Consider the following 887-nt stretch of genomic DNA (forward strand, 5'->3'; position numbering starts at 1 on the left):
GGAGACAAGATGAAGATAGCGCTGGACCCCTACATGATCCGCCACCTGAGCCTGCCCGAGCTCTGTCGCGCCACGGCCGAGCTGGGCTACGACCAGATCGAGCTGTCGCCGCGCAGCGACTTCCTGGACTGGTGGGTGATGCCGCGCGCCACCAAAGACCGCATGGCCGCCTTCAAGCAGGCCATGAAGGACCACGGCGTGGGCCTGGCCACGCTGCAGCCGATGTACCGCTGGGCCAGCCCCTTCGAGGACGAGCGCCAGTGGGCGGTGCGCTGCTGGAAGCGCGCGATCGAGGTCGCGCTCGAGATGGGCTGCGACACCCTGATCAGCGAGTTCGGCCGCGGCGCCTCGCCCGAGCGCTCGGTCGGCGAGCGCCCCGGCGCCAACACCAAGGAGCTGTGCGAGGCGGCCTGGTTCCGTTCCATGGACGATCTGCTGCCGATCTTCGAGCGCGAGGGCCTGACCCTGTCGGTCGAGCCGCACCCGGAAGACTGGATCGAGCAGCTGCAGCCGGCCGTCGACATCGTCAGGAACATTGGCTCGAAGGCCCTGAAGATCAGCTACATCGCGCCGCACACCTTCTACTACGGCGATGACATGGCCGCGATGATCCGCGAGGCCGCGCCGGTGCTGGCCCATGTGCGGGTGGCCGACACGTTCAACCACAAGAAGAGCAGCCAGCTGCGCTACATCGTGAATCCGCCGGGATCGAGCCAGATCCGGGTGCACCAGCATCTGGACATCGGCCAGGGCGAGATCGACTGGGACCTGTTCTTCCAGACCCTGGCCGAGGTGAAGTTCGACGGCGTGCTGTCGGCCTGCGTCTTCGCCTGGGAGGAGCGCGCCGAGGCATCGAGCCGCTTCATGCGCCAAGAGATCCAGCGCCA

General features: G+C 67.2%; 1 protein-coding gene. It reads left to right on the plus strand.

Annotation, left to right across the window (positions count from 1 at the left end; genetic code table 11):
• Nucleotides 1–9: 9 nt before the first annotated feature.
• On the plus strand, nt 10–887 hold an 878-nt coding region (locus C6P64_RS17595; protein ID WP_105749825.1), incomplete at its 3' end, for a sugar phosphate isomerase/epimerase family protein.

The sequence above is a fragment of the Malikia granosa genome (assembly GCF_002980595.1).
In the GTDB taxonomy this organism is placed as follows: Bacteria; Pseudomonadota; Gammaproteobacteria; order Burkholderiales; family Burkholderiaceae_C; genus Malikia; species Malikia granosa.